The 22,290-nt window shown below is 35.2% G+C and carries 19 protein-coding genes and 1 tRNA gene; 17 read left to right on the plus strand and 3 right to left on the minus strand.

Going from position 1 to position 22,290, the window contains the following annotated elements; all coding sequences use genetic code 11:
- The 14 genes from dnaA to H0I41_RS00070 all read left to right on the plus strand — a co-directional run bounded on the left by dnaA (nt 1) and on the right by H0I41_RS00070 (nt 15,956).
- The gene (gene dnaA, locus H0I41_RS00005; RefSeq protein WP_004898273.1) at nt 1-1,365 is read left to right on the plus strand and encodes a chromosomal replication initiator protein DnaA; all 1,365 of its coding nucleotides are present in this window, start codon (nt 1-3) and stop codon (nt 1,363-1,365) included.
- Between the two features lie 179 nt (nt 1,366-1,544).
- A complete protein-coding gene (gene dnaN / locus H0I41_RS00010; RefSeq protein ID WP_004898276.1) occupies nt 1,545-2,675 on the plus strand; it encodes a DNA polymerase III subunit beta in 1,131 nt (376 codons plus the stop codon).
- Between the two features lie 211 nt (nt 2,676-2,886).
- Nucleotides 2,887-3,102, plus strand: a complete 216-nt coding sequence (yaaA, locus tag H0I41_RS00015; protein WP_094497958.1) for a S4 domain-containing protein YaaA — start codon at nt 2,887-2,889, stop codon at nt 3,100-3,102.
- Between the two features lie 3 nt (nt 3,103-3,105).
- Nucleotides 3,106-4,230, plus strand: a complete 1,125-nt coding sequence (recF, locus tag H0I41_RS00020; protein WP_004898281.1) for a DNA replication/repair protein RecF — start codon at nt 3,106-3,108, stop codon at nt 4,228-4,230.
- Nucleotides 4,231-6,198 carry a DNA topoisomerase (ATP-hydrolyzing) subunit B gene (gyrB, locus tag H0I41_RS00025; RefSeq protein WP_004898283.1) on the plus strand — a complete coding sequence of 656 codons (1,968 nt, stop codon included), beginning with the start codon at nt 4,231-4,233 and terminating at the stop codon, nt 6,196-6,198.
- 10 nt (nt 6,199-6,208) lie between these two features.
- Nucleotides 6,209-8,698, plus strand: a complete 2,490-nt coding sequence (gyrA, locus tag H0I41_RS00030) for a DNA gyrase subunit A (RefSeq protein WP_135014608.1) — start codon at nt 6,209-6,211, stop codon at nt 8,696-8,698.
- Between the two features lie 186 nt (nt 8,699-8,884).
- A complete protein-coding gene (gene rpsF, locus H0I41_RS00035; RefSeq protein ID WP_004896331.1) occupies nt 8,885-9,181 on the plus strand; it encodes a 30S ribosomal protein S6 in 297 nt (98 codons plus the stop codon).
- Nucleotides 9,182-9,214: 33 nt separating this feature from the next.
- Entirely contained in the window at nt 9,215-9,733 is a 519-nt protein-coding gene (ssb, locus tag H0I41_RS00040) for a single-stranded DNA-binding protein (RefSeq protein WP_004896330.1), read from the plus strand.
- Nucleotides 9,734-9,757: 24 nt separating this feature from the next.
- The gene (gene rpsR, locus H0I41_RS00045; protein WP_003649728.1) at nt 9,758-9,994 is read left to right on the plus strand and encodes a 30S ribosomal protein S18; all 237 of its coding nucleotides are present in this window, start codon (nt 9,758-9,760) and stop codon (nt 9,992-9,994) included.
- Between the two features lie 93 nt (nt 9,995-10,087).
- Complete coding sequence (locus H0I41_RS00050) at nt 10,088-11,005, plus strand: magnesium transporter CorA family protein (protein ID WP_011161252.1); 918 nt, start codon at nt 10,088-10,090, stop codon at nt 11,003-11,005.
- A 107-nt stretch (nt 11,006-11,112) separates the two neighbouring features.
- Nucleotides 11,113-13,131, plus strand: coding sequence for a DHH family phosphoesterase (locus H0I41_RS00055; RefSeq protein WP_004898294.1), 2,019 nt, complete (start codon nt 11,113-11,115; stop codon nt 13,129-13,131).
- A gap of 11 nt (nt 13,132-13,142) precedes the next feature.
- Complete coding sequence (gene rplI / locus H0I41_RS00060) at nt 13,143-13,598, plus strand: 50S ribosomal protein L9 (RefSeq protein WP_003651632.1); 456 nt, start codon at nt 13,143-13,145, stop codon at nt 13,596-13,598.
- Between the two features lie 2 nt (nt 13,599-13,600).
- A complete protein-coding gene (dnaB, locus tag H0I41_RS00065) occupies nt 13,601-14,974 on the plus strand; it encodes a replicative DNA helicase (RefSeq protein ID WP_135014606.1) in 1,374 nt (457 codons plus the stop codon).
- Between the two features lie 97 nt (nt 14,975-15,071).
- The gene (locus H0I41_RS00070; RefSeq protein ID WP_135014604.1) at nt 15,072-15,956 is read left to right on the plus strand and encodes an ROK family protein; all 885 of its coding nucleotides are present in this window, start codon (nt 15,072-15,074) and stop codon (nt 15,954-15,956) included.
- Between the two features lie 64 nt (nt 15,957-16,020).
- Here the strand turns inward: H0I41_RS00070 and H0I41_RS00075 are convergent, their stop codons facing one another.
- Both H0I41_RS00075 and H0I41_RS00080 read right to left on the minus strand, forming a co-directional pair.
- A complete protein-coding gene (locus H0I41_RS00075) occupies nt 16,021-17,163 on the minus strand; it encodes an Mbeg1-like protein (RefSeq protein ID WP_004898298.1) in 1,143 nt (380 codons plus the stop codon).
- Nucleotides 17,164-17,280: 117 nt separating this feature from the next.
- On the minus strand, nt 17,281-19,299 hold the full coding sequence (locus H0I41_RS00080) for a hypothetical protein (protein ID WP_135014602.1): 2,019 nt from the start codon (nt 19,297-19,299) through the stop codon (nt 17,281-17,283).
- 207 nt (nt 19,300-19,506) lie between these two features.
- Between H0I41_RS00080 and H0I41_RS00085 the strand changes: the two genes are divergently transcribed.
- From H0I41_RS00085 to H0I41_RS00095, 3 genes are all read left to right on the plus strand, one after another.
- Nucleotides 19,507-19,579 (plus strand) — tRNA-Thr (locus H0I41_RS00085).
- Nucleotides 19,580-19,834: 255 nt separating this feature from the next.
- Complete coding sequence (locus tag H0I41_RS00090; RefSeq protein ID WP_162222213.1) at nt 19,835-20,452, plus strand: CadD family cadmium resistance transporter; 618 nt, start codon at nt 19,835-19,837, stop codon at nt 20,450-20,452.
- Between the two features lie 16 nt (nt 20,453-20,468).
- Nucleotides 20,469-20,822: an ArsR/SmtB family transcription factor gene (locus H0I41_RS00095; protein ID WP_135014600.1), complete on the plus strand. Its 354-nt coding sequence runs from the start codon at nt 20,469-20,471 to the stop codon at nt 20,820-20,822.
- A gap of 479 nt (nt 20,823-21,301) precedes the next feature.
- Here the strand turns inward: H0I41_RS00095 and H0I41_RS00100 are convergent, their stop codons facing one another.
- Nucleotides 21,302-22,261, minus strand: a complete 960-nt coding sequence (locus H0I41_RS00100) for a hypothetical protein (protein WP_135014598.1) — start codon at nt 22,259-22,261, stop codon at nt 21,302-21,304.
- Nucleotides 22,262-22,290 lie beyond the last annotated feature (29 nt).

A 22,290-nucleotide genomic window follows, 5' to 3' on the forward strand; every position in this document is an offset into this window, starting at 1 on the left:
TTGTTTGATCTAGATAAATTTTGGCAATTTTTTAATGCTGAGATGAAAAAAAGCTACAGCACGGTTGCCTATAATGCTTGGTTTAAAAATACTAAACCAATTTCCTTTAATAAAAAGACAAAAGAGATGATAATCGCTGTTGAATCACCCGTTGCAAAGGGATACTGGGAAAAGAACTTAGCTTCTCAACTCATTCAAGAAGCATATGCTTATGCCGACATGGAAATTCAACCTAAATTTGAAGTTGCAGGTAAAGAAGGTCCTGAACGTTTAGTTACACCACAACCACGAATTAAAACTAATCAAGAAATATTAGAAAATCGCAGAGATGAATTTGCTCAAGACCTTCAACTAAATAGTAAGTATACTTTCGATACCTTTGTTCAAGGTGAGGGAAACAAGCTGGCAGCAGGTGCCGCCTTAGCAGTCGCTGATAATCCGGGAAGTTTTTACAATCCTTTGTTTATTTTTGGTGGGGTTGGTTTAGGTAAAACCCACTTAATGCAGGCTATTGGACATCAAATGTTAGCTGAAAAGCCACATGCAAAAGTGGTTTATATTCAGAGTGAAACTTTCGTAAATGATTTTATTAACTCAATAAAAAACAAAACTCAAGCTGAATTTCGTAATAAGTATCGGAACTGTGATCTCCTATTAGTAGACGACATTCAATTCTTTTCTAAAAAAGAAGGAATCCAAGAGGAATTTTTCCATACTTTTGAAACCCTTTATAATGATCAAAAACAGATTGTTATGACTAGTGATCGTCTACCAACTGAAATTCCTGAATTATCGGAACGTTTAGTTTCACGTTTTGCTTGGGGTCTACAAGTTGAAATTACCCCGCCAGATTTAGAGACTAGAATTGCAATTTTACGAAAAAAAGCTGAAACCGATGGTCTAGCAATTGATGACAGTACCCTCGACTATATTGCTTCACAAGTTGATACCAATATTCGTGAACTTGAAGGAGCTTTAGTTAAGGTTCAAGCACACGCAACAATTGAGCGCGAAGATATTAATGTTGACTTAGCCAAAGAGGCCTTAGCTGACCTAAAGTTGGTACAAAAAAATAGGGGACTTCAAATTTCCAAGATTCAAGAAGTTGTGGCTAACTATTTCCAAACTTCAACTACTGAATTAAAGGGGAAGAAGCGGGTAAAACAAATTGTTGTTCCTCGCCAAATTGCAATGTACTTGTCTCGTGAGTTAACAGATTCTAGTTTGCCTAAAATTGGACAAGAATTTGGTGGTAAGGATCACACAACAGTTATGCATGCCTGCGATAAAATTTCTCGTGCCTTAAAAACTGATGCTGAAATTAAAGCAGCTGTGTATGATTTAAAAGCTATGCTTGAACACTAAAAGTGAATAACATGTGGATAACTTTTGACTTTGTCCACATTTATTAAACATGCAAAAGTCCTTTTTATTCAGGTGTTTGACTACTTTCCCACAGATTCCACTGGCCCTACTACTACTTCTAAGTATTTAAATATATAATTAAATAAAACAACGTACATATAATTCATAGGAGGTAAACGATGCAGTTTACAATCAATCGTAATTTATTCCTCGAAAACCTAAACAATGCTATGCGTGCAATTTCTTCACGTGCTACTATTCCAATATTAAGTGGTATAAAACTTACCCTTACAGATGAAATGCTTACTTTAACCGGTAGTGATACTGACATTTCTATTGAAATTCAAATCCCAGTAAACGATGATTTAATTGTTCAATCTACGGGATCGATCGTTTTACCAGCACGATTTTTCAGTGAAATTGTAAAAAAATTACCAGGTAAAGATTTTTCATTTGAAGTAAAAGAAAGTTTTCAAACGAAAATTGTTTCTGAAAATACCGAATTCATGATTAACGGTTTAGATGCAAACAATTATCCACACTTACCAGAAATTTCTACTGATGCATCATTCAAAATTTCTGGTAAAACATTTAGAGAAATTATTAACGAAACTGTTTTTGCAGTCGCTACTCAAGAAAGTCGTCCAACTTTAACTGGTGTTAACTTTATCTTCAACAATTCATCAATTAAAGCAGTTGCTACCGACAGTCACCGACTATCTCAACGTCAAATTTCTCTAGAAAATGGTCCTCAAACAAGTACTGACTTAATTATTCCTGGAAAGAGCTTAGTAGAATTATCCCGAATTATCGGAGAAAGTGATCCTGAAATCACAGTAAATCCTGGTGAAAACCAAGTTTTATTTGAAGTTGGAAACATTGCGTTCTATTCACGTTTACTTGATGGACAATATCCAGACACTGATCGTTTAATTCCAACTGAATCTACAACATCAGTTGAATTTGAATTACCAGTTTTAGCTCGTTCTCTCGAACGTGCTAGTCTTCTTACTCACGAAAGCCGTAATAATGTGGTTAAGATGACTCTTGATGTTCAAAATCAATTGGTTAAACTCCAAGGTGATTCACCTGAAATAGGGAACGTGGAAGAAGAAATTGGCTTTAAGAATCTTGAAGGAGAGGGCTTAACTATTTCCTTCAATCCTGATTATCTAAGAGAAGCTTTACGTGCCTCTATTACTGATTCCATTATTATGAACTTTACCCAGCCGCTAAGACCATTTACAGTGATACCGGCAAAACAAGATGTTAATTTCACTCAATTAATCACGCCAGTTAGAACATTTTAGTTTGTAAAAAGAGCTACTTTTGTAGCTCTTTTTTTCTTGCATTGTATTTAAAAGCTAAATTTAGGCTGATTAAGCGAATTTTCATCCAGTTAAGTATAGTCATATTAAATTGGAATAAAGCGGCTTAAAAAAGGCTACAATACGTCATAAAATTGAATTTCACATAAAAAAACGGTATAATGACTAGGTATGACAAGGTAAATGGGGTGATATTATCAAAAAATTCACAATTAAGGGAGAATATATTACGCTGGCTCAGTTTTTAAAAGAAGAGAGTGTGATATCTTCTGGTGGTCAAGCTAAATGGTATCTAAAAGAAAATCCTGTTAAGTTGAACGGTGAAGTAGAAGATCGCCGTGGAAAGAAAATACATCCTGGAGATGTACTGAACTTGGCTGGAGAAGAGTATGAATTTATTTCAGAGTAGCCGATGTATCTTGCAAACTTTGAATTGAAAGATTTTAGAAATTTTGAAGAACTAAAGATAAATTTTGACCCTCATGTAAATATTTTTATTGGTCCAAACGCCCAAGGAAAAACTAATTTACTTGAGGCGATTTATTTTTTGGCCCTAACTCGATCTCATCGAACAAATAGCGATAAAGAATTAATTCGTTTTGGAAGTAAATTTGCGGGCTTACAAGGAAAAGTTCATAAAAGTCAATTAGAAGTAGAGTTAAAATTACGTTTAACACCAAACGGAAAAAAAGCTTGGGTAAATAGACTCGAGCAAAAGAAGCTTTCCGCTTATGTAGGACAAATGAATGCAATTTTGTTTTCTCCCGAAGACCTAGCCCTGGTTAAAGGAGCTCCATCAATTAGAAGACGTTTTATGGACTTAGAGTTTGGGCAAATTAATTCAGAATATCTATATTTTTTAAGTCAGTATCGTCAGGTACTGCAACAAAGAAACAATTACTTAAAGCAATTGAGCATAAAAAAGGCAAATGATTTAGTTTTTTTAGATGTCTTGTCAGATCAGCTTGCAGGAATTGCAGCGGAGATAATTTCTAGAAGAATCAAATATATTAAAAAACTTAATTCATATGCTCAAAGTGCTCATAGTGAGATTAGTGGTCAAGCTGAAAAATTACAGATTTTTTATCGTCCATCAGTTAAGGAAATTACCCCAGATGATGATGTAGAGACCATTTATCAAAAAGTTATTACTAGTTATAAAAAAAATCGTCCTAATGAAATTCGAAAGGGGACTACTTTGAGTGGACCTCATCGAGATGACTTGGATTTTTTGATTAACGATAAAAATGCCCATGATTTTGCATCTCAGGGACAGCAACGGACGATTTCTTTAAGTGTAAAGTTGGCTGAAATTCAATTAGTACATGAACTGACACAAGAGTATCCAATTTTACTTTTAGATGATGTAATGAGCGAATTAGATCATCGAAGACAAAGTAGTTTATTAAATTATATTCATGGAAAAACGCAAACTTTTATCACAACAACAGATTTAGAAGGTATTTCTTGGGAAATCGTGAAAGAACCTAAGGTCTATCACATTTCTGCTGGAACGATCAGTACAAAGGAGAGTTAAATGGCAGAAGATAAGAGCAAGGCAGCATTAAATAAAGCTAAAGATTTTGAAAAGCGTGCTGATACTTATAACGCAAGTCAAATTCAAGTTCTAGGCGGACTTGAAGCAGTTAGAAAGCGCCCAGGTATGTACATTGGCTCAACTAGTAGCCAAGGCTTACACCACCTTGTTTGGGAAATTATTGATAATAGTATTGACGAACGATTAGCAGGATTTGCGACCAAGATTGAAATTACTGTTAATGAAGATGGCAGTGTTACAGTCCAAGATGATGGACGTGGTATTCCGGTTGATATTCAAGCTAAAACAGGTCGTCCAGCCCTAGAAACTGTATTTACTGTTTTGCATGCTGGTGGTAAATTCGGCGGTGGCGGATATAAAGTATCTGGTGGTCTTCACGGTGTTGGTGCTTCTGTAGTAAACGCCCTCTCAACTAAACTTGAGGTTACTGTTATGAGGGATGGAAAGAAATATGCAATTTCTTTTGATCATGGCCGTGTAGTAGGAGAAATGAAGCAAGTGGGAACTGTACCTCTTGAAGAACATGGAACAATCGTTCGTTTCTATCCTGATCCAGATATTTTTACAGAAACTATAACTTTCGACGATAAAATTTTAAAGAACAGAATTCGTGAACTTGCTTTCTTAAACAAGGGCTTAAAATTAACCTTTACCGATAAGCGTAAAGAAAGTGCTGAAACTGATGTTTACCACTTTGAAGGTGGAATCAAAGAATACGTTGCCTTTTTAAACAAAGGTCAAGAAGTGTTATTTGATGAACCAATCTATGTTGAAGGTAATTATGAAGGTATTGATGTTGAAGTTGCATTGCAATACACCAATGGTTATAAAACTACTTTAATGACCTTCGCAAACAATATTCACACCTATGAAGGCGGGATGCACGAAGCCGGCTTTAAGACTGCTCTAACTCGTGTAGTTAACGATTATGCTCATAAGGCTAAAATCTTGAAGGATAAAGATGATAACTTATCTGGTGAAGATATTCGTGAAGGAATTACAGCTGTTGTATCTGTTAAGCACCCTAGTCCCCAGTTTGAAGGGCAGACTAAGACTAAGCTTGGAAACTCAGATGCTAGAACTGCAGTCGATCGAGCATTTTCAGAAACGTTTAGTCGTTTCTTAATGGAAAATCCTTCTGTTGGTCGTAAGATTGTTGAAAAAGGACAACTTGCTGAAAGAGCTAGAACTGCTGCTAAGCGTGCACGTGAAGTTACCCGTAAGAAATCAGGACTTGAAATTGCTAACTTGCCAGGAAAACTAGCTGACAATACCAGTAATGACCCAAGTATTTCAGAGTTATTTATCGTTGAGGGTAACTCTGCCGGTGGATCTGCAAAGCAAGGACGTTCTCGTTTAACCCAGGCAATTTTGCCAATTAGAGGTAAGATCTTGAACGTTGAAAAGGCATCAATGGATAGAATTCTTGCTAACCAAGAAATTAGATCCCTCTTTACCGCTTTAGGTACAGGATTTGGTGCTGATTTTGACGTTTCAAAGGCAAGATATCATAAGTTGATCATCATGACAGATGCCGATGTCGATGGTGCTCACATTAGAACTCTGCTTTTGACTCTCTTTTACAACTACATGCGTCCAATGATCGAAAAAGGGTATGTTTATATCGCTCGTCCACCTCTATATCAAGTTCGCCAAGGTAAGGTAGAGAAATATCTCGATACCGACGAAGAATTGCATGATTACTTAGGTACCTTGCAACCAAGTCCTAAACCAATTGTTCAACGTTATAAGGGACTAGGAGAAATGGATCCAGAACAACTATGGGAAACTACAATGAATCCAGAAAATCGTCGGTTAGATCGAGTAAGTCCTGAATATGCGGAAGATGCTGACAAGATATTTGACCTCTTGATGGGTAATGAAGTAGGTCCAAGACGAGAATTTATTGAAAAGAACGCTAAATACGTTGAGAATTTAGATGCTTAGGAGGCTTTAGATGGCTAACGAAAATCAACCTCAAGATCACAGAATACGTAATGTTGATTTAACCCATACCATGCGTACATCCTTCTTAGACTACGCTATGTCAGTTATTGTGGCTCGTGCCTTACCAGATGTTCGAGATGGTTTAAAGCCTGTACAACGTCGTATTCTTTACGGAATGCATGAATTAGGAGTTACACCAGATAAGCAATATAAGAAGAGTGCCAGAATTGTTGGGGAAGTTATGGGTAAGTTTCACCCGCATGGTGACTCTTCAATCTATCTAGCTATGGCCCACATGGCTCAAGACTTTTCATATCGTTACATGCTAGTTGATGGACACGGAAATTTTGGTTCTGTCGATGGGGATGAACCAGCCGCAATGCGTTATACTGAGGCAAAAATGAGCAAGATTGCGGTTGAAATGCTTCGTGATATCAATAAAGAAACTATTGATTGGCAACGTAACTACGATGATACAGAAAATGAACCAGTAGTATTACCAGCAAGAATTCCTAACTTACTTGTCAATGGTGCCAGTGGTATTGCAGTTGGTATGACAACAAATATTCCACCACATAATTTGGCAGAGGTAATTCGCGGCATTCACATGTTGATGGATAACCCCGATGTTACTACCAAGGATTTAATGAAAGTTATTCCTGGTCCAGATTTTCCAACTGGTGGAATTGTGATGGGACGCGGAGGTATTTACCGTGCCTATGAAACCGGAAAAGGAAATATCGTTGTTCGGGCAAAGACCGAGATTGAAACTGAAAAAAATGGTCGCGAGCGAATTGTAGTTACGGAACTTCCTTACTTAGTAAATAAGGCTGAATTAGTTAAAAAGATAGCTGATTTAGCCCGTGAAAAGACAATTGATGGTATTACTGGTGTACGGGATGAATCAGACCAGACTGGTATGAGAATTACCATTGATATTCGCCGTGATGCAAGTGCTAGTGTGGTTTTGAATAATTTATTTAAAGAAACCCAAATGCAAGCAAACTTCGGAATGAATATGGTGGCCATTGTTAATGGTGCACCGCATTTCCTAACTTTGAAGCAAATGCTTGAGTACTACCTTCACCACCAAGAAGATGTTATTACTCGTAGAACTAAGTTTGAGTTAAAGAAGGCTGAAGCTAGAGCACATATTTTAGCTGGATTAAGAATTGCCCTTGATCATATCGATGAGATCATTAAGATTATTCGCGGTTCACAAAATAGCGATATTGCTAAGGCACAATTAATTCAAAACTTTGGCTTAGACGATCGTCAATCTCAAGCTATTTTAGATATGAGATTGGTTCGTTTAACAGGCTTAGAGCGCGATAAAATTGAAGCTGAATATCAAGATTTGCAAGCAAAAATAGCAGATTACAAAGATATCTTAGCTAAACCAGAACGAATTGATGAGATTATTTACAACGAGTTACTTGATATTCAAAAGCGTTTTGGTGATGATCGTCGCACTAAGATTGCTGAAGGTGAAGCCGTTTCAATTGAAGATGAAGATTTAATTGAACAAAAAGATGTTCTTTTAACTCTAACTCACAATGGTTACATTAAGCGTATGCCAGCTGATGAATTCAAGGTTCAAAACCGCGGTGGACGCGGAATAAAGGGAATGGGAGTGCAAGATGATGATTTCATCAATCATTTAATCTTCTCAAGTACCCATGACTTTTTACTATTCTTCACTAACTTAGGTAAGGTTTACTCAAAGAAAGCCTATGAAATTCCAGAATTTGGAAGAAATGCTAAGGGCTTGCCAATAGTTAATCTCTTGGAACTTGATAAAGGTGAAAAAATTCAAGCTGTAATCAATGTACCCGAAGGAGCAGACGATAATTATCTCTTCTTTGTTACTAAGATGGGAACAGTTAAAAGAACAAAAGTCAGCGAATTCCAGAATATTCGTCGAAGTGGGTTAATTGCCTTAACTTTGCGAGACGGGGATGAACTGAATAATGTTTTAACTACCGATGGAAAACAAAATATTCTTATCGGTACCCATTTAGGTTATGCAGTTACCTTTAATGAAAAAGATGTTCGTTCGATGGGAAGAACAGCGGCTGGTGTCCGTGGAATCAATTTAAGAGATAACGATTATGTCGTTGGATCTGATATTCTAGAACCTGATTCAGAAGTATTAGTAATTTCTGAAAAAGGATATGGAAAACGTACTGCAGCTTCTGAATACCCAGTTAAGGGACGCGGCGGTAAAGGAATTAAGACTGCAAACATTACTGAAAAGAACGGTCCTTTAGCCAGTGTAACAGTAGTGAATGGCGATGAAGATATTATGCTAATTACCAGTGCGGGAGTCATGATTCGATTTGATGTGGACGATGTTTCTCAAACTGGAAGAGCTACATTGGGTGTACGTTTAATCAAGGTTGACGATGGTGCGCAAGTAGCAAGTATTACTGCTGTTCCTAAAGCTAGTGATGAAGACGAAGAAAGCACTGCTGAAGAAGAACCAGTAAAAGAAAATTAATAAATAAAAAATTACCAAATTTTTTGCGTAATAATAATTGAGTAATGAAACTCAGGATCACGTGAAAAAATATTTGGTAATTTTTTGTTTATGTGATAAAATCAAGCATTGTGAGTAATATTATTCATTACTCCTTGTTCTTGATTTTAACAAGAACCATTTAGTCCAAGAGGAGGTGCAATTATTATGGCAAAAACTAAGTACGAAGTTACTTACATCATCAAGCCTGATATTGACGAAGATTCAAAGAAAGCATTGATCGATCGTTTCGATAAAGTTGTTACTGACAACGGTGCTGAAGAACTTGAATCTAAAGATTGGGGTAAGAGACGTTTCGCATACGAAATTGAAAAATACCGTGAAGGTACTTATCACATTATGACTTTCGTTGCAGAAAACTCTGAACCAGTTGATGAATTTGGTCGTCTTTCTCGTATTGATAACCAAATTTTACGTTCAATGACTGTAAAATTAGACAAGTAATTTGTTTTCGTGAATTAGGAAGGGGACAAAAGTATGATTAATAATGTTGTACTTGTTGGCCGTTTAACACGTGATCCTGATTTACGTACAACCGGGAGTGGAATCTCAGTTGCTACGTTTACTCTAGCTGTTGACCGTCAATATACCAATAGTCAAGGTGAACGTGGTGCTGATTTCATCAACTGTGTAATTTGGCGTAAAGCAGCAGAAAATTTTGCTAACTTTACTTCAAAGGGTTCATTAGTTGGTATTCAAGGCCGGATTCAAACTAGAACGTACGATGATAAGGACGGTAAGAGAGTATACGTGACTGAAGTCATTGTTGATAATTTCTCTTTACTAGAATCACGTCGTGATCGTGAGAATCGTCAGACTAATGGTGGCAATTTTGCTCCCCAAGGAGGAAATGCTCCAAGTACCAATAATTTTGGTGGATCAAGTGCACCAAGCATGAATAATGCTCCTGCTAGTGGAGAAAGCAATAAACCGCAAGATCCATTTGCAGATTCAGGTAGCACAATTGACATCTCAGATGATGATCTCCCATTTTAATTTTAATTAGAAAGGATCTTTGATATGGCTCAACAAAGAAGAGGTGGCCGTCGTCGTCGTAAGGTTGACTTTATTGCAGCTAACCACATTGACTACATCGACTACAAGGATGTTGATTTGTTGAAACGTTTTATCTCTGAAAGAGGTAAGATCTTACCACGTCGTGTCACTGGCACTAGCGCAAAGAATCAACGTAAGTTGACTGTTGCTATTAAGAGAGCTCGTGTTATGGGCTTATTGCCATTCGTCGCAGAAGACTAATAACAGATCACAAATAATAAAAAGAGTAGCTTATGCTACTCTTTTTATTTTGTTTTTTGCGGTATTATAAAAGAAGTAAATGGAGGGATTGTCATGATTATTAAGCAAAAACTAGCCGGAAACATTGATTTTGACTACAAATGGTACGATATTTATAACTGTGACGATCATGATATTAGATTATTAAAAGATGATTTTGATTTAACGTCAGAGATTATCTCTTATATTACCGACCTTCACGAACGTCCTCACTTTGATCATGATTATATTACTAACAGTGATTTGTTGGTTTACGATGTTCCAGTTTGGCCAACAGCTGATGCAGATCATTTTACGACTTTACCAATTAAGTTTTTAATGGTCGACCATACGCTTTTTACTGTTCATTCTCCTGATACAACTTATATGATTGAAGAATTTAGGCAACGCCCCGATGAGCATATTCATAGTGAAAAAGAATTAATTTTTGCTATTCTTTTTGCTGTTACAAAATACTTTCAAAGGGCACTTAGCCAGCTAAACAGTCAACGACTAGTCTTGGATAATAACTTAAGTGAGCGAATTCATAATAAAGACCTACAAGAATTATCACAAGTTGAAAAAAGTTTGGTTTATTTATCGAGCTCAATTAGAACTAATCTAATGATGCTTGAAAGTCTAAAAAATAAAAAATCAGGACTCCATATGAATGCTTCTGAAGAGGAAATGTGTGACGATATTATCATTGAAGTTCAGCAATCTTCACAGATGATCAAAATTTATAGTGAAGTGACTGAAGAAATCTCTAAGACGTCCAACAACATTCTGAATAATAACTTAAACAATACCATGCAGTTTTTGACTGTGTGGTCACTTCTTTTAACAATTCCAACAATTGTAACAGGATTCTTTGGGATGAATGTTGATTTGCCTATTTTTCATAATCCATTTGACTGGGTGATAATTACTGTAGGTTCGATTATTGTAATGGCAATTTTGCTTTGGTATTTACGTCGACATAACATGCTCTGATGCTTGCTTAGCTTAGATGATAAGCAAGCATTTTTTGATGTATAATATAAAGTGATGCAGTATATTATTTTTGATGATATTAATGCTATAAACAGGAAGGAATTTCAATGAAAGGCTTTTTACGCAAATTAGAATTGCCTGAATTTGTTAAAGATACACGTTTAACAGCATCATTGATTATTGTCCTTGTTTTATCCTTATTAGGAGCAATTATTGGGACATTAATTAGTCCACTTTTTGGACTTGCTATGGTGCTGCTGTTCATCTTAACAATTATTTTTGTAATATATGGAATTTATGTTCTAGCTGGGAATACTAATAATTATGCTGCTAATCTTTCATACCGCATAAAGCGTGGGGAACAAGAGGCTATGATTAAAATGCCTCTCGGAATTATGCTTTATGATAAAGATCGACAAATTCAATGGATTAATCCTTATCTGCAAATGTATTTGCATGGTAAAGATATTATTGGCTCTTCTATCTCCTCAGTAGATAAAGAGTTAGCTAAATATGTTGATGATGCTATTAAGTCAAATAGCAATCAAAATAAAATTATTAAATGGGGCGACCGAAAGTTTGAAATGGTTGTCCAAGATGACTTGGGTGTCGTATATTTACTTGATATTACGCGCTATGCCAATATTGAGGAAAAGTATAAACAGGAGAGATTAGCAATTGGCTTAATATTTATTGATAATTATGATGAATTAAGCCAATCTATGAGTGATCAGAACTTAACAAATATGAGTTCATATGTCCAAAATGCCCTCAGCAATTACGCTGGACAATTTAATTCATATCTTAAACGGATTGATGAAGATCACTTTATTTTGTTGACGCATATGCATGATTTGGCCAAGATGGAAGAAGATAAGTTCTCTATTTTGGATAAAGTTAGAACTGAATCAAGTCGAAAGAATATGCCATTGACCTTGTCTATTGGGATTGCATTTGGCTCAGAAAGCTTAAATGAAATTGCTGATCAAGCTCAATCCAACTTAGATTTAGCTTTAGGACGTGGTGGAGACCAAGTTGTTGTAAAACAATCGGGTCATGAAGCTCATTTTTATGGTGGAAAATCTAATCCAATGGAGAAACGAACTCGGGTAAGAGCTAGAATGGTTTCTCAGGCCTTGGTAGAATTATTTAAGGGCGTTGACCATGTTTTTGTTCAAGGACATCGAAATCCTGACTTAGATGCGATTGGATCTGCAATTGGAATTGTAAAAATTGCTCGAATTCATGGTGTAAAAGCTAGTGTTGTTTTAGATGTTGATCACGTTAATTATGATGTGGGACGTTTGATTGCCAAAATGCAAGCTGCCGGTATAGATAAAGATGTATTTATTTCGCCTAAAGATGCTTTAGAAGAAGCAACAGATGAGTCTTTACTAGTTTTAACAGATCACTCTAAGTACAGTATTACTTATGATCCAGAACTTTACGACCGGTTGAAGAATCGATTAATTATTATTGATCACCACCGCCGCGGGGAAGAATTCCCTGAAAATCCAATGCTGGTATACATTGAGCCGTATGCATCTTCGACTTGTGAGCTTGTAACTGAAATGATTGAGTACCAACCTCAAGGCGGAGAAGGTGTCTTGACTGATTTAGAAGCATCAGCTATGCTAGCTGGTATTACAGTCGACTCAAAGGAATTCTCCTTGAGAACTGGAACTAGAACTTTTGATGCAGCAAGTTATTTACGGTCAATTGGAGCAGATACGCAAGTTGTATCTGAACTTTTGAAAGAAAATATCGATAATTACTTGCAAAGAAGTCACTTAGTTTCTACGATTGACATGATTGAACCAGATATGGCTCTCTTAGTGGGTGAAGAAAATAAGATTTATGATCCCATTATTACTGCTCAAGCAGCCGATACAGCTTTATCTCTTGAACATGTAGATGCCAGTTTTGCATTAACTAGACGGAGTAAAGATGCAGTTGGTATCTCAGCTCGTTCAATGGGTAATGTTAACGTTCAAGTAATTATGGAAAAACTAGGCGGAGGCGGTCACTTATCTAATGCCGCAACTCAGCTCAAGGGGATAACAATCGAAGAAGCTAAAGTTAAGCTCTTGGGAGCAATTAATGACTATCTCAAAGAAAATGAATAGGAGTGAAACTTATGAAAGTTATTTTTATTAAAGACATGAAGGGTAAAGGTAAACGCGGAGAAGTTAAGAACGTACCTGATGGCTATGCTCAAAACTTCTTGATTAAAAATGGATACGCTAAAGAAGCTACTAGTTCTAACTTAAATACCTTAAAACGTGTTCAAAAAGCTGAAAAAGATGCTTATGAAGCAGAAAAGGCTGCTGCTGAAGATATTAAGAAAAAACTTGAAGACGACAAAACTATTGTTAACTTTAAGTCTAAGGCTGGTACTGATTCTCGCTTATTTGGTTCTATTTCAAGTAAGAAAATTGTTGAAGGACTTGAAAAGCAATACGGAATCAAGGTTGATAAGCGTAAATTAGAGCTTCCAGAACCAATTAAATCATTAGGGTATACAAATGTACCTGTTAAATTATTTAAAGGCGTAGAAGCAGTAATTCGCGTTCACATTACGGAGCAAGACTAATAATGGATAATGTTGTTTCTCAACAAATTCCCCATGATAGTGAAGCAGAAAAGGCGGTCCTAGGGGCCGTCTTTTTAGATCCCGAAGCAATTATTGATGCTTCAGATGTATTACAGCCTGATGATTTTTATGAACATGCAAATAGAATTGTTTTTCAGGCAATGCTTAATATCTCAGATCGTGAGGAAGTAATTGACCCAGTTACTTTACAAGATGAGTTAAAGAAAAATAATCAAGTGGATGATATTGGGGGGATTGCCTATGTTACAGAACTATCAATGGCAACTCCAACAGCAGCCCATGTTACTTACTACGCAAAAATTGTAAAGCGAAAAGCTATTCTTAGAAATCTAATTTCTACTAGTCAAAGGATTATTCAAAATGCAATTGAAGGCTCTGATGATGTAACTGATATCTTAGATGATGCAGAAAGCCAAATAATGGGGGTCTCCCAGGATAATGCAAGTGGTGGGTTCAAATCTATTCATGATGTATTAAATACGGCTATGGAAGAAATTAACTCGATTCCTGATGATGGAAATATGGTGACCGGTTTACCATCTGGATTTTCTGAATTAGATAAGATGACAACTGGTTTTCACGATGATGAATTAATTATCTTGGCCGCTCGTCCTGGGGTGGGTAAAACTGCTTTTGCTCTTAATGTAGCACAATTTGTTGGACTAAAAACTGATAAAACTGTTGCTATGTTCTCTCTTGAAATGGGAGCTGAGCAATTAGTTCAAAGAATGCTAGCTTCTGAGGGATTAATTGATTCACAGCATCTTAGAACCGGTCAACTGACTGATGAAGAGTGGCGTAAGCTAGTTGTAGCAGCTGGTTCACTAGATAATACCAGTATCTACATTGATGATACGCCAGGAATTAAAATGAGTGAGATTCGAGCTAAAGCCCGTAGATTAGCTAAAGAAAAAGAAAATTTAGGCTTAATTGTAATTGACTACTTGCAGCTAATTGAAGGACCACGAAGTGAATCTCGTCAACAAGAAGTTTCTGCAATTTCACGTCAATTAAAGAAATTAGCTAAAGAATTACATATTCCTGTTATTGCCCTCTCACAACTTTCTCGTTCAGTTGAACAACGTCAAGATAAGCGTCCAGTTTTATCTGATATTCGTGAATCGGGGTCTATTGAACAAGATGCCGATATTGTTGCCTTCCTTTATCGTGATGATTATTATCGTGATGAGCGCGACGAAGATGATGAGGGCGAAGTAGAAGCAGAAGAAGATAACGGCGAAGTAGAAGTAATTATCGAGAAAAACCGTTCTGGTACACGTGGAACAGTTAAATTAATGTTCTCTAAACCATATAACCGTTTTTCAAATCTTGACTATACTCATAGCGAGGCTTAAAAAAAATATTTGTAAGCGTTTCATTAATTAGCTATACTATAATAGTTAAAAGTATATCTTTTTAGTAAAGTTAAGTGAATGAGAAGGTGTAAGTTGAATGGTAGAAAATAAATATGTCGGTAGTATTGAAGCTGGTGGAACTAAATTTATCTTGGCAGTTCAAGATACAGAAACTGGCAAAATTGTAGCTAAGAAGAGAATTCCAACAACAGATGCAAAAGAAACTTTAGCAAAAAGTATTGAATTCTTTAAAGAGCATCCAGTAGCTGCTTTGGGAATTGGTACTTTTGGTCCAATTGACATCAATCCAAATTCTAGAACATTTGGTTATATTTTAGATACACCTAAGCGTGGTTGGTCAGGAACCAATGTTAAAGGCACTTTTGAAAAAGAACTAGGTATTCCTGTGGTAATGACTACGGACGTGAATGCTTCTTGTTATGGTGAGTATATTGCACGTGGAAAAGATGATTCTAAGACTTATTTCTATGTAACAATTGGAACAGGGATTGGTGCCGGCGCGGTACAAGCAGGTAAATTTATTGGTTTAAATAATCACCCAGAAATGGGCCACATGCTAGTCACTCCTTACCCTGGCGACAACTATACTGGGAAATGTCCATTTCATGGGAATAAATGTGTTGAAGGAATGGCAGCTGGACCTTCTCTAGAAGGAAGAACTGGTATTCCAGGTGAAAAACTACCTAGAGACCATAAGGTATTTACCTACGTTTCATACTATGTAGCTCAATTATTATTCAATGCTTACATGACTATGCGCCCAGATGTAATGGTTGTTGGCGGCTCAGTACTCAATGATCAAGACTTGGTCCGAGTTCGTGGATTCTTTAGAGAATTTAATAATAATTATGTTGCAACGCCAGACGTTGACGAATTAATCGTACGTCCAGCAGTTGAAGATAATGGTTCTGCCACTTTAGGTGACTTTGAACTAACTAAGGAAGCTTTGAAAAATCAATAAAAATATATAGTAAAAAGGTAACTTCATTTGAAGTTGCCTTTTTTGTGTTTCACATGAAACAAATTTAACTTCCATCATATGAATCATCAACAATTGGCCCTTTACTTGAATCGTTGCCAAGAGGTTCTAGATGTTCAGTATGGTTAAGAAATGGAAGATTAATGTATTGACGTGCGGTTGTGGTAATATCAGATACTATTTCATTAGCAATTAAGCGAGTTTTTGGATCTAATGAAAGATAAGCATGACTAAACTGAATTGCACCACGAATTTTATTAGTTGTTAGTTGCCTGGCATCGGTAATTTTTTGGGATTCTAGAGCAGTAAAGAAAGCAAGCCAGAGCTCTTCACGTTTTTCACGTGGAATTTTTGTATTCCAGGAAATAAATGTACTTCTAATAATTCTGCTAGCATTGCTGAGACAAGGAGCCATAACGAAGCTATTTCGAGCAACTTCCCAATGAAGGGGATTATGCTGCTGCATTAAATGTTTCATCTTGCTTTTAACTACGATGACACGTTCGGGATGATCAAGCATCATCCCAAAAATTGATCCTTCGGGAACATAGGTAATCATCTTGGGAATAGCTCTTTGAAATTCTAGTTGATCATAAGTTTCTTTCATAAACCCAGGACCATCAAAACTATATGCTTTTATTATTTGATCTTGAATTTTAGGTGAAACAGCAGAGATAGCATAAGCAGCAAAATTTCCACCTTTTGAATGACCAGTAGTATAAATTTGCTTATCAGGATAAGTCTGGGCAATTTTATCTAAATAGTCTGCTGCTACACTTTGTCCAAAAATTTCTGGCTGATAACTCATATCTACATCTTCATTCAGTCCGACCATGGATCCATCAGTTCCTCGATAGGCTACTAGAATAGTCTGAGGATCTAATTCAATTGTCATGGCTGTGAACTGTACTGGTGGCTTTTTCTGGGAAAGATGAGACCAGTCTAAAAAGCGCATATTTTTATATCGATCACTAAGGTTGATTAATTGAGCTTCTACTTTATCTGAATGAATTAATGTCTTTTTTTGTATTAAACGTTTTGTAGCTGCTTCGAGAGTATGCCCTTTAACACTAGAATCAAAAGGAAGATAAGCAAATGCGGCAAAAAGTCCAGCATCTAAACTATTAAATGGTTCTCGATCAAGTGTTAGGTCCCCTCGCCAGCGAACATAATCAAGTATTTTACCCAAGATAAAAGTCCTCTCATTAAGGGTTGTATTATTTTTATTTTAATGCTTTTTGGCTTAAAGATAAAAGCAGAACACATTTATCTATAAAAAAAGAAGAGCTAATGCTCTTCTTGATTACTAAAATATCAGTTGAATAGTTTCAAGAGGTGAAAGGGAAGACTTAATTGTAGCAAGATTATCTCTTACATCAATTTTAACTACTTCCTTTTCAATGCTACTACCATGCTTTCTAATTAAGGTAGCCGTAGTAGATGGTAAAGGCTCACTGATGTGCCATTTAATCTCTGTATAACTATCTAAGTTGAAATTAGCTAGCCAGACTACTTTGCCATTTTCTTGAATATTTAATTTAACGTGAGGCATATTGATTAAGTAGTCAGTAGGTTCAACGCTAGCCATAATTTGTTGCATCAACCCTTGTTTATATGAAGAAAATTGTGATTCCCAACCGTGTTTTGGATCTTGATCCATGGGAAGGACAATTATATGGTCATCAATAACTGCCATGAAATTTCCAAGTTTTTGATCGATAGAATTATAAGCCGAACTCCAAATTTTGACATTGCTATTTGGCTGATAATCAAGCTGTAAATAATTACCAGTGTGTTGAAGCATGGTAATACGTGGATTTTTAACGCCTTGAACAGTAACACCATCTGCTTGTTCAAATGATTGATATCCACTTTTAGCTGCATGCCATTTAGCCGATTGAATATGGAGTAAGTTACCTAAATCTCGATCAAGCAAAACTTGAATACTTTCACCATCAAGTAGAACTGTATTTTGTGTGATTAGTTTAGTGATTTGACTATCTGTAAGATTGCGCAGCAGTTGACCAGCGATTGCAATTGTTTGATCTTCGATTTCAAAATTATCTTGAATAGGCAAAATAGTTGTTGCAAAGCTAAAACTGGCTAAAAGACTAGCCCAGTTTTTTTCATGGGGAAGCAATTCTTCTGGCTGTTTGCCCCAAGTAGTATGAGCAGTATAAGCAGAATCCTGATCTACTAGAACTTTAATACCTCTTAATTCTTTCATATTGAGACGGTGGTTAGATAAGGCAGAAGCAAATGGTTTAATATCTGCAAGCATTTTGCCATAGCCCCAATCTTCATTAATTCCGTTGCCCATCATATCAAAGATATTAAGCATAATGCCCTTTGCACCAAGAAGGGCAGTCGTAATAATTTGAAAAGCAATAAAGGTATTAGATTTTACTTGCGGCGTCCACATTGAATTTTCTAGTTCTGGATATAATTCAGCATGTGGGCCTAAAAACGCAGCAGTAGTACGGCTATATTCTTCGAATTTGCGTCCATAAATCAAAGGAGCTGCTTCGTTATAAGCTGGTAGGTGAGGCCGGGCTACACGTGGGTGTCCAGGACCAGCTTGAGCATCAAATAGTTTAGCCCAGTCTCTGCCTTCAATAGCGTGCCAGTCCGGAAATGAAGTCATTTGTCCCATATCAGTATCTGGACTTACCTTATGGACTGCTTCTTCAATCAAATGCTCGTTTTCAATCATTTCCTTGCGAGCTTGATCAAGATAAATTTTTCGTTCAATGGTAGGTTCGCCAGGCTTTAACATATTTTTGACAAATTCTTCTCGACTTTCATCCTTATCTAGTTTTTCTTGGTATAGTTTCATATGATAGTCGCAGAAGCACATCAATTTTAGAGGAGTATGGTTATAGTGTCTAAAGTCATCCTCCATCCATAAACGACGAGGATGAATTGAGGCATATTGTGCATATCTCTGAGCTAAATATTTACGCCAAGTAGGATCTGCAGGACAAGCCATATCTTTAGCCTTGTTACCATTAATATCTACAAAAGTATTAAAGCCAATCTTAGGATTAACACTAAATCCACGGTCTGAGTGCATAATAGTTGTCCATGGATTTAAACTAGTCGTAACACCAAGTTTAGCTAGTTGCTTTTGTAGGGGGATAATGGCATCCAACCAAACTTGAGTCTCTTCTTTTGTTAAGTGGCTATGGTTTAATTCTTCACCGTTAATAATGAAAGCTACGTCATCAATTTTTGCTTTTTGTACAAAATTTAAAAGTTTTTCATCTTTTTCAGGTGTGTTGGTACGTGGATCAAAAACGTAACGTAATGTATAAGTGTAGCTCATGTTATATCCTCAATATTCATACTCAATTAATATTAGTAATGTTTGTCAATGTAACTTATTATATTAAGCTACACTGACATAGTAACATTATTTGAAAGCGTTTTCCAGAATAACAAAATAAAATATTACTAACTTAACTAAAAAATCAAAAAAACTCTTGTGTATTAATAAAATATATGATTAAATACATAATTGTCATATAAATAGGCTGACTTAGCTCAGTTGGCAGAGCACGTCACTAGTAATGATGAGGTCGAAGGTTCGAATCCTTTAGTCAGCATTATAAAGATTCATTTAGATTGATTAACCTTGATTTATCAACGTTTTACGAAGGTAAGTTGAGGTTAATTTTTTTGCGTAAAGAAAAATGATGCACACTAAGTGCACGCAGTTAAATTTTTAAAGTGCAATTTTTGCACACGGTGTTAAGAGCGGAATAATGTAATGATAAAGATGTCTTGACATTTAGATTCAAATATTCCAAAATAACATTCAAATGTAGATTTGAATGTTATTTGGAGGAAATCGAAATAAAATGTTAAAAACTATTATTACCAGTGCAATCACATATAGTAGTACCGCTATAGATTTATTAATAATTTTGATGCTCTTCTTTGCCAAAATTAAAGACAAAAAAGGTATTAGAGACATTTATATAGGACAATTCCTTGGATCTGATGTTCTAATACTAGTTAGTTTATTCTTTGCTTTTATATTGCATTATGTTCCTGATAAGCGGTTATTAGGACTACTTGGAATAATCCCTATATTTTTAGGATTAAAGGCTTTAATTTTTGGTGACTCCGATGGTGAAAAGATGGCCAATAAGGAACTGAATAGTAATAATAAAATGAATTTAATAAGAACTCTTATGTTCATTACTATCATAAGTTGTGGGGCTGATAATATTGGACTATTTGTACCTTACTTCATTAGTTTGACACCATTGAATTTAGTGATAACCTTGATTGTATTTTTGATAATGATTTTCTTGTTAGTTTTTGTTGCTCAAAAGATGGCTAATGTTCCTACTATAGGTGCGGTTCTTGAAAAATATAGTCGTTGGTTCATAGGATTCGTCTATATTTTTATTGGCGGTTCTGTTTTAATTGAAAATGGATCAATTCAATTTATAATTAATTTATTCAAATAATGAGTGAGGTAAACTTATGGACATTTTAGATAAAGCTGATATCACTTGTGACCAAACATTAGTAGAAACAGATAAAGTGATAAAAGTTTCAGACTTTCTTGGCAAACCAAATATAAAGAAATACTTTTATGCATTATCTAAGATTTCTGATGAAAAGAAATTAAAAATCGTTTTTTCATTGATTGCACAAGAATCACTCTGTGTTTGTGATATTGCATATATTTTGGATTGTAGTATTGCTACTGCTTCACACCATTTAAGAAAGCTTTACGACGAGAATATTTTAGGTCGTGAAAAAAGAGGGAAAATGGCGTACTACTTTATTAAGGATGATGATTTGAAAGAATTATTTGCTCAACTTAATAAATAAGATTGCAATTAATATTTTTACAAAATGGGTTGTTTTGTTCGAAAAATCGAGATAGAACGTATTTTATATTAATAAACTTTACTAAAGAGGTTAGTAATAGAACTACATTGTATGTAGCATTTACCAGTATGCTGGTAAATTTAGCTATTAATTCATAAGTAGCTCTAGAAAATCTTAATAATTAAGCCAAAAAACCAAGTTGAAAATCAACTTGGTTTTATTTTATTTAAAAAATAAATAATTTCCGTCTACTGACATTAGTAATATTTTAACGGTCACTAATTGAATACTTTGATCATAAATTCATATGATCAGGGTGATAATGAGCAAATAATCAATATCTTGTATTTTTAAATTTTTTATTTACCTAATGCTTGAAAAAATAGGTAATGTACCTGCCCAATCGGTGTCAATAAAAATATTATTTTTAATACTCTGAATTAAATAGTCTTTTGTATTTTCATATTTAAGATTATTAATTATTTTCTTTTACCGAATAAATCATTATTCTCAAGCATAGTTTCAGCTGATCTTTTGTAAAAAGTATTATCTTCATCTATTCCCATTTTAGCTAACTCATTTAAATAAAATTTATCCAGTTTTTCTATCCACTCAATTAGCAAATTGACTGCTGTATTAAAACATAATATATTTTCATCTGACGTATCATTAAAAAGACACATTCTAAAGTAATTATAATTATAGTTATCTGTGTTCCAATCATCATCGCTAAGCATAAATTCTAAATCTGGCTGTAAATTATTAAAGCTTTCACTCAGTTTAGAAAACATACAACTTGGTGGATATAAATACGAGTTATTTTTTTCGTTTATCATATGAAGATTAGAATCAGAGAACTCAAAAAAAGTAAATGGTGGTTGCGGTTCAAACAATATACTATAGTCATTTTCACTAAATCCATTATCACAGAACTTTTTTAAGACAACATTATTAAAGATTTCTTTTCTATCCTCTTCGGCACGAATTATTAAATTTATTAAATAATTCAAATTCAAATATTTTTTTGCACGAGTATTACTAGATATTATAAAACCTATATTGTACATATTTAACGAAATTTCCGTTTCACCAATATCAAAGTCTTCAATGAAAGTCTTTATATAGTTATAAACTTTCATTAAATATTCAGTAGCATTAGCTGGAATAAGAAAAAGAGTTTCAATATAATCAATTGTACAAATCTTACATAAAGCCTCTCTAATAACGGGTTCTTTGGGTCTGTTTCCTTTTTTCCAACTAAAAATATTGGAATTTCCGCTTTTCATTTCAGACTTATCTATTGGTATAGCTAGTTTCTTTGGAACTAGCTTATTTATTTTGCGCGCAAAGTCATTTTGTGAGTCTGAATGACCACTTAAATATTCATTAATAAATCTAGGAAAATTGTTATTAGGAATAGGATATTTAGGTTTGGGCATAATAATATCTTCTTTCACCGTCAAAAGTT

The sequence above is a fragment of the Lactobacillus johnsonii genome (genome assembly GCF_014058685.1).
Taxonomy (GTDB): Bacteria; Bacillota; Bacilli; order Lactobacillales; family Lactobacillaceae; genus Lactobacillus.